Raw genomic sequence first — 7,970 nt, 5'->3', positions numbered from 1 at the left:
CTGTTTTCCCGAGCAGTTTTCCACCGCGCCGGTCGAAACCTGAGTCATGTCCGCTGCTTCGCACATCTTTCCCGCCGGCCCCGCCGACCTTGGAGCGCTGGAGGCAGCCAGCGCGCGGATTGCGGCGCCGCCGGGCGCGGCGGAGAAGACCCTGCTGGCTCAGGCTTTCGACGACTATTCGGCCGATGGGACGCCCGAACTGGGCGGCGACGACCTGGCGGTCCTGCTGGCCGGCGCCTGGCGCGGCGCCGAGGCCCGCAAGGCGGGCGAGCCCGCCCGCATCACCGTCGGCCCGCTGGCCGACGCCGCCGGCGTCAACACCGGCTATGACCAGATCCTGATCCTGCAGGACGACGGCCCCTTCCTGGTCGACAGCGTCCTGGGCGAACTGGCTGAGGCGGGCGTCACCGTCCGCGCCCTGTTCCACCCGATCGTCGAGGTGGAGGCCGGCCGTCGCGACTCCCTGATCATCGTCGTCATCGACCCCCTGCCGCAGGAGCGCCGCGACGCCCTGGGCGAGGGCCTGGCCCAGGCCATGGCTGATGTGCGCGTCGCCGTGCGCGACCATGGCGCCATGGTCCAGACCATGCGCGACGCCGTCCAGCGTCTTGAAACCGCTCCGCCGAAGGGCGTGGATCCCGAGGTGCTGAAGGAGAACCTCGAGTTCCTGCGCTGGGCCAAGAGCGATCATTTCGTCTTCCTGGGCGCGCGCGACTACGACTATCCGCGCGACGCTTCGGGTTCGTATGAGGCCGAGGCGCCCCTGAACCAATCCAGCGACGGTCTGGGCGTGCTCAGCGATCCCGAGCGCCGCGTCCTGCGCCGCGCCTCCGAGCCCGCCGTCCTGACCGCCGCCATGCAGCGCCAGCTGGACGAGAGCGATCCGGTCACCGTGGCCAAGGCCAATATGCGCTCCCGCGTGCATCGCCGCGCCTACATGGATTACGTCGGGATCAAGCGCTACGATGCCGACGGCAAGGCGACCGGCGAGACCCGCTTCGTCGGCCTGTTCACCGCCGAAGCCTATGACAAGATGGCCAAGGAAGTGCCGTTGATCCGGCGCAAGGTGGCCAATGCGCTGGAACGCGCCGGCAAGACGCCGGGCAGCCACAACTACAAGCGCCTCAAGAACATCCTCGAGAACTATCCCCGCGACGAGCTGTTCCAGATCGGCGAGGACGAACTGCTGGATACGGCGCTGGGCATTCTGCACCTGTACGACCGACCGCGCATCCGCCTGTTCACGCGCCGTGATCCGTTCGACCGCTTCGTCTCGGTGCTGTGCTTCATCCCGCGCGAGCGCTTCGACGCGGGCCTGCGCCAGCGCATCGGCGGCATTCTGGCCCAGGCTTGGGGCGGTCGCGTCTCGGCCTGGTATCCGCAGCTGACCGATCAGCCGCTGACCCGCGTCCACTACATCATCGGCGTGACGCCGGGCGATCACCCGACCCCGGATCTGCAGGCTCTGGAGGCCGAAGTGGCCGAGGCCGGCCGCAGTTGGATCGACCGCTTCGAGCGCGCCCTGCGCCTGGCCGGCGTCGATGAAGCCGCCGTCGGTCCGACCAGCGCTCGCTGGGCCGAAGGCTTCGGCGTGGCCTTCCGCGCCCGCTATGACGCGGCCGAGGCCGTGGCCGACCTGGAGCAGTTCGATCGCCTGAACGACGGCTCGGCCGCCGACGGCATCCACGCCGAGCCGGTGGCCGTGCGCGCCTTCCGCACGGCCGACGAGACCAATCTGCAGTTCCGCTTCAAGCTGTATCGCCGCGGGTCGGCTGTGCCGCTGTCGGACGTGCTGCCGATCCTGGCCGACATGGGCCTGAAGACGCTTGAGGAATCCGACCACGTCGTGCGTACGATCGGCCAGGAGCCGATCTACATCCACGACTTCCTGCTGGAAGACCCGCGCGGCGCCGATCTGGTGTTCGCCGACCTCAAGACTCCGTTCGAAGAGGCCTTCAAGGCCGTGTGGAACGGCCGCACCGAGAGCGACGGCTTCAACCGCCTGGTGCTCGAGCTGGGCGTCGACTGGCGCGAGGCGGCCCTGATCCGCACCCTGGCCCGCTATCGCCAGCAGACCGGTCTGGACCCGTCGCAGTCGGTCCAGGAAGCCGCCCTGCGCGAATACCCCGACGCGGCGCGCGCCATCCTGGCCCTGTTCAAGGCCAAGTTCGATCCGGCCCACGGCGGCTCGGTCGCCGAACGTGAGGCGGCCGTGGCCGAACTGGACGCCAAGATTGAAACCCTGCTGCAGGACGTGAAGAGCCTGGATCACGACCGGGCGCTGCGCCGCATCGCGGCCCTGATCGACGGCATCAAGCGCACCAACTTCTATCAGCTGGACGCCGAAGGCACGCCCAAGGCCCACATCTCGATCAAGATCGCCGGTCAGGAACTGGCCGACCTGCCCCTGCCCAAGCCCTTCCGCGAGATCTTCGTCTGGGCGCCGCACATCGAGGGTTCGCACCTGCGCTTCGGCCCGGTGGCGCGCGGCGGCCTGCGCTGGTCGGATCGTCGCGACGATTTCCGCACCGAGGTCCTGGGTCTGGTGAAGGCCCAGCAGGTCAAGAACTCGGTCATCGTCCCGGTCGGCTCCAAGGGCGGCTTCTATCCCAAGCAGCTGCCGGTCGGCGGCACGCGCGAGGAAATGCAGGCCGAGGCCATCCGCGCCTACAAGACCTTCCTGTCCGGCATGCTGGACATCACCGACAACATTGTCGGTGACGGCGCCCCGGTGCGTCCGGCCAATGTCGTGGCCTGGGAAGGCGACGACCCCTATCTCGTCGTGGCCGCCGACAAGGGCACGGCGACCTTCTCGGACATCGCCAACGGCGTGAGCCAGTCCTACGGCTTCTGGCTGGACGACGCCTTCGCCTCGGGCGGCTCGGCCGGCTATGACCACAAGGAGATGGGCATCACGGCGCGCGGCGCCTGGGAAGCGGTCAAGCGTCACTTCCGCGAGATGGGCAAGGACATCCAGAGCGAGCCCTTCACCGTGGTCGGCGTCGGCGACATGTCCGGCGATGTCTTCGGCAACGGCATGCTGCTGTCCAAGGCGATCAAGGTGGTGGCCGCCTTCGATCACCGCGACATCTTCATCGATCCGAACCCGGACGTGGCGAAGTCGTGGGCCGAGCGCAAGCGCCTGTTCGAGACGCCGCGCACCAGCTGGCAGGACTATGACAAGAGCCTGATCTCCGAAGGCGGCGGCGTCTTCTCGCGCTCGGCCAAGTCGATCGCCCTGACGCCCCAGATCAAGGCGCTGCTGGATATCGAGGCCGACAGCGTCGATCCGGTCACCCTGATGCAGGCCATCCTCAAGGCTCGCGCCGAGCTGCTCTACTTCGGCGGCATCGGCACCTACATCAAGGGCGCCGGCGAGACCAACCTGCAGGTCGGCGACAAGGCCAACGACGCCATCCGCATCAACGGCGGCGAGATCCGCGCCCAGGTCGTCGGCGAGGGCGCCAACCTGGGCATGACCCAGGTGGGCCGCATCGAGGCGGCGCGCGTAGGCGTGCGTCTGAACACCGACGCCATCGACAACTCGGCCGGCGTGGACTCCTCGGACCACGAGGTGAACATCAAGATCCTGACCGGCGGCGCCATCGCCTCGGGCCATCTGAAGGCCGGGGACCGCAACGCCCTGCTCAAGTCGATGACCGACGAGGTCGCGGACAAGGTGTTGGCCCACAACTACGACCAGACCCTGGCCCTGACCCTGCAACAGGCCGAAGGCGCGGCCGCGCTGGACTCTCAACAGGCCTTCATGCAGCACCTGTCGTCGATCGGTAAGCTGAACCGGGCGGTCGAATACCTGCCCGACGACGCCCGCATCGCCGAGATGAAGCTGCAGGGCCAGGCCCTGACCCGGCCGGAGCTGGCGGTCCTGACCGCCTATTCCAAGCTCGAGCTGTTCGACGAGATCGTCGGCTCGACGGCGCCGGACGACGCCTTCTTCGAACGCCTGCTGCTGGAGTACTTCCCGGCGCCGCTGGCCCAGTTCGAAGAGGACATGAAGGGGCACCGCCTGCGTCGCGACATCATCGCCACCGTGCTGTCGAACGAGATCGTCAACATGGCCGGGCCGACCTTCCCCGACCGCCTGCGCGCGGCGGCGGAATGCGACACCGCCGCCATGGTCACGGCGTTCGAAACCGCCCGCCACGTCTTCCGCCTCGATGAGGCCTGGAAGGCGGTGTCGGCCCTGGACCTGAAGATCCCGGCCGAGGCCCAGACGGCCCTCTATCAGGAGATCGCCCTGGTCCTGCGTCGCCAGACCTTCTGGCTGGCGCGTCGTGCGGCCCGCACCGAGACGACGGTCGGCGGCATGATCGCCGCCTATCAGCCCGCCGCCGACGCCCTGCGCGCCGCCGGCCCGGAAGTGCTGTCGCGCTATGAGCACGCCCGCTACGAAGGCCGGGTCCAGACCTTCATCGGTCTGGGCGCGCCGGAAGATCTGGCCCGCGACATCGCAATGCTGCGTCCGATGGTGGCCACGGCCGACATCGGCGACCTGTCGGGCGAACTGGGTTGGGACGCCCCGGCCATGGCCCGCGTCTATCACCAGGTCGGCGCCGCCTTCGACTTCGACCGCCTGCGCGTGGCGGCCGGGTCGGTGCCGTCCGGCGATCGCTTCGATCGCCTGGCCGTGCGTCGCCTGATCCAGGATCTGATGACCGAGCAGCAGCAACTGACCCGCGCCGTGGCCAAGGCCTCGGCCCAGGCGGCGGGCGCCGGCGAGGACAGCGCAGAACAGGCGGTCGACGCCTGGATCGGCGCCCGCATGGATCAGGTGGAGGCCCTGCGCGCCTCGGTCGATGAGATCGAGACCTCGGGTTCGGGCTGGACCTTCGCCAAGCTGACCATCGCCAATGGCGAGATCCGCGAGGTGCTGGCTTCGGCTTCCTAAGCGAGGTGACGCCGGGCGTGAGCCCGGCGTCACGCGCTACGTTCGCGACGCGGTCGCTCACTGCTTGAGCGCATGAGGCGTTTGAAAAGTGAGCGATGGTCGTGAAGTCGCTTTTAAGGCCCGTCCGTTTCGTCATCTGGCGAGGCGGGCGGGCCTTGGCGTTTGGGGCGGGGTCGGTTTAGGTGGCGCCTGCTGTTCAGCGAACCGGAGGGCCCATGCCCAGGAAGTTCCTCGTCGTCGTCGACGACACTCCCGAATTGGACGCGGCCCTGGCCTACGCCGCGCGCCGCGCGCGTTCGACCGGGGGCCATGTGGTGCTGTTGCGCGCCCTGGTCGGCGGATCGGACGAGCACTGGTCCGGCGTCCGCGATGAAATTCGACGCCAGCAACGCGAGGAGGCCGAGGCTCTGCTGGCCCGGCTGGGGGAAAAGGTCGCCGAGACATCCGGTGCTCCTCCCGTCTATCTGATCGAGGAAGGCGATCCCCAGGCCGCCATTCGCAAGGCGGTCGGCGATGATCCCGACATCAAGATCCTGATCCTGGCTGCGGGCGCCAACGGACGCGGCCCTGGCCCCCTGGTCTCGGCGGTATTGAAGCAGGGCGCCGCCCTCACCGGCCGAAAGCTGCCCGTCACCATCGTTCCCGGCGAACTGACCGAGGCCGAGATTCTGGATCTGGCGTAATCCGGGGTCGCTATGTTCGGCCTGCGGGGCCTCGCGGCTTGAGCGATGTGAGCGGGACCATGAGGCCGAGCGGCGTTGATGGGGAGGTGCGTCGTCGACTCTGTTCTTGGGGCTTAACGCCCACTTGAACCACGGCGCCGCAGGGCGCATCTGGGGTTCATGTTCATCCAGACCGAAGCCACGCCCAATCCCAACGCTTTGAAGTTCCTGCCGGGTCGCGACGTCGCCCCGCAGGCCGTGTTGGAGTACCGCACCATCGACGAGGCGGCCGCTTCGCCCTTGGCTGAGGCCCTGTTCGAGCTGGAAGGGGTCGAGGGCGTCTTCTTCGGCGCCGACTACGTCTCGGTCACCCGCGCGGCCCAGGGCCCGGACTGGACCGAAATGAAGGCGCCGATCCTGTCAGTCATCATGGATCATTTCGTCTCGGGCGCGCCGCTGGTGCGCGAGGGCGAAACGGCGACCGAGGACGCCGGCGAGGACACGGAGATCGTGGCCGAGATCAAGAGCCTGCTCGACAGCCGCATCCGTCCGGCCGTGGCTCAGGACGGCGGCGACATCCTGTTCGATCATTTCGACGAGGAGACCGGCGTGCTGCGTCTGCGGATGCGCGGCGCCTGCGCGGGATGCCCCTCCTCCTCCGCCACGCTGAAGGCCGGGGTCGAGCAGATGATGCGCCACTACGTCCCTGAAGTGACCAGCGTCGAACAGGTGCTGTAAGCGCCGCCCTGTTTCACATGAAACACTCGTCGGACGGCGCGCCGTCGGGCATGATGGCGTCATGAGCGGTTCGGACGAGACATCTCAAGCGCGCGCCCTGGGCGAGGCCCTGGCGGCGCTGCGCCGTGAGCGCGGCCTGAGCCAGGCCGAGGCGGGCCAACGGATCGGCATGACCAGCCAGGGCTGGGGCCTGTATGAGGCGGGCAAGCGCTCCAGCCTGTTCCGCCCTGACGTTCAGCGCCGCCTGACCGGCGCCCTGGACGCCACGCCTGAAGCCTTGGTCCTGCAACTGGAAGGCGAACCGGCTTCGTCTGAAGCCTTTGCCGCCAATGGAGTTTCGGCGCGCGGCCGGGCGTTCGAGGCCGCTCCCATCGCGTCGCGTCGGCTGCGGCTGGAGACGGATGAACTGACGCCCTGGGCCTCCGCCGGGACGGTGCTGGAATATGCGCCGGGGCGTTGGCCGCGCCGGGGGCAGGGCTGCATTATCCAGATGGACGACGGTGTTCAGAAGGTTCGCCTCTATGATCGCGCGGACGACGCGGAAGTGGTGGTCTTCGGCGCGGGCGGTCTGGATCGATCGGAGCGGATCGCGCGCTCGCGTATCCAGTCGATGTCGGCGGTCACCGGACGTCTTGACGATGAATGAAACAAAATAGTTGTACTTCGGCGCGGATCATGAAACTCTCTGGTTGAAATCGGAGGGGTCATGTCGCGTCGCAGTCATCATATCGACCAGGCCGTCGGCCTGCGTATCGCCGCCCGGCGGTCCACCCTGGGCTGGTCCCAGTCCGTTCTGGGGCGCGAGCTGGGCGTCAGCTTCCAGCAGGTTCAGAAGTATGAGACCGGGGCCAACCGCGTCTCTGCTTCGCGTCTGCATCAGGCGGCGACGGCCATGGGATGTTCGGTAGCTGATTTCTTTCCCGCGCGCCCCAGCGCCGAGGGGGAGGTCGAACTGGTTCACCCGGTTCTGGCCAGCGCCGAGGGCCGTGGTCTGGCCGAAGCCTTCGCTCGTATTCCAGACGCCGGCGCGCGCCGCGCCCTGACGCGGGTCGCCCAGGCCATGGCGGGCGCCTGATTGGCGCTTGGCGTCGTGGCGGTCGCATCCGAAGCGGTTTCGCATTAGGGACAGAACCATGAAGGTCATGGTCATCGACACGGCGCTGGGCGCCTGCACCGCCGGGGTGTTTACGGGCGAGGCGGGTGCGGCCCTGCCCCACGCTCTGGGCGTACGCGCGGAGGTCATGGCCAAGGGACATCAGGAACGTTTGGGCGGTCTGGCGCGCGATGCGGCGGCCGAGGCGGGCGGCTTCGACGGGATCGACCGCATCGGCGTGACGGTGGGGCCGGGCTCCTTCACCGGCCTACGGGTCGGCCTGGCCTTTGCGCTGGGGCTTGGCGCGGCGCTGGACCGGCCGGTGGTCGGCGTCTCTACGCTGGACGCCCTGGCCGCCTCGGTTCCCGCGAAGGGGATGGTCGCCGCCGTGATCGACGCGCGTCGGGGCCAGGTCTATGCGCGCCTGTTCCGCGACGGCGCGCCGTTGGGCGAGGCTGAGGCCCTGCCGCTGGAGACGGCGCGCGACCGCATCCTGGCCGCCGCCGGAGCCGCACAGCCGACCCTGGTCGGCAGCGGGGCGGCGCTTCTGGCCGAGACCTTCCCCGAG

6 protein-coding genes are annotated in these 7,970 nt (G+C 68.7%); all 6 read left to right on the top strand.

What is annotated here, in order from left to right; translation table 11 throughout:
* The first annotated feature begins 46 nt into the window (after nucleotides 1-46).
* Complete coding sequence (locus B2Y21_RS12805) at nucleotides 47-4,909, top strand: NAD-glutamate dehydrogenase (protein WP_292060248.1); 4,863 nt, start codon at nucleotides 47-49, stop codon at nucleotides 4,907-4,909.
* A gap of 215 nt (nucleotides 4,910-5,124) precedes the next feature.
* Nucleotides 5,125-5,592, top strand: coding sequence for a universal stress protein (locus tag B2Y21_RS12800; protein ID WP_046652674.1), 468 nt, complete (start codon nucleotides 5,125-5,127; stop codon nucleotides 5,590-5,592).
* Nucleotides 5,593-5,751: 159 nt separating this feature from the next.
* Nucleotides 5,752-6,309, top strand: coding sequence for a NifU family protein (locus tag B2Y21_RS12795; protein WP_292060247.1), 558 nt, complete (start codon nucleotides 5,752-5,754; stop codon nucleotides 6,307-6,309).
* A gap of 61 nt (nucleotides 6,310-6,370) precedes the next feature.
* On the top strand, nucleotides 6,371-6,955 hold the full coding sequence (locus tag B2Y21_RS12790) for a helix-turn-helix domain-containing protein (RefSeq protein WP_292060246.1): 585 nt from the start codon (nucleotides 6,371-6,373) through the stop codon (nucleotides 6,953-6,955).
* A 60-nt stretch (nucleotides 6,956-7,015) separates the two neighbouring features.
* On the top strand, nucleotides 7,016-7,384 hold the full coding sequence (locus B2Y21_RS12785) for a helix-turn-helix domain-containing protein (protein WP_292060245.1): 369 nt from the start codon (nucleotides 7,016-7,018) through the stop codon (nucleotides 7,382-7,384).
* A gap of 58 nt (nucleotides 7,385-7,442) precedes the next feature.
* Nucleotides 7,443-7,970: tRNA (adenosine(37)-N6)-threonylcarbamoyltransferase complex dimerization subunit type 1 TsaB (tsaB, locus tag B2Y21_RS12780; RefSeq protein WP_292060244.1), on the top strand; the 528-nt coding region annotated here is incomplete at its 3' end.

The sequence above is a fragment of the Brevundimonas sp. UBA5936 genome (genome assembly GCA_002430835.1).
GTDB lineage: Bacteria > Pseudomonadota > Alphaproteobacteria > Caulobacterales > Caulobacteraceae > Brevundimonas.
Note: the sequence above shows the minus strand (reverse complement) of the source record. Positions and strands in the feature narration are given on the sequence as shown.

What these genes read in the sequence shown, in the direction of transcription:
- B2Y21_RS12790 (WP_292060246.1), top strand. Translation starts at nt 6,371, where the DNA reads ATGAGCGGTTCGGACGAGACATCTCAAGCGCGCGCCCTGGGCGAGGCC.
- B2Y21_RS12800 (WP_046652674.1), top strand. Translation starts at nt 5,125, where the DNA reads ATGCCCAGGAAGTTCCTCGTCGTCGTCGACGACACTCCCGAATTGGAC.
- B2Y21_RS12795 (WP_292060247.1), top strand. Translation starts at nt 5,752, where the DNA reads ATGTTCATCCAGACCGAAGCCACGCCCAATCCCAACGCTTTGAAGTTC.
- B2Y21_RS12785 (WP_292060245.1), top strand. Translation starts at nt 7,016, where the DNA reads ATGTCGCGTCGCAGTCATCATATCGACCAGGCCGTCGGCCTGCGTATC.
- B2Y21_RS12805 (WP_292060248.1), top strand. Translation starts at nt 47, where the DNA reads ATGTCCGCTGCTTCGCACATCTTTCCCGCCGGCCCCGCCGACCTTGGA.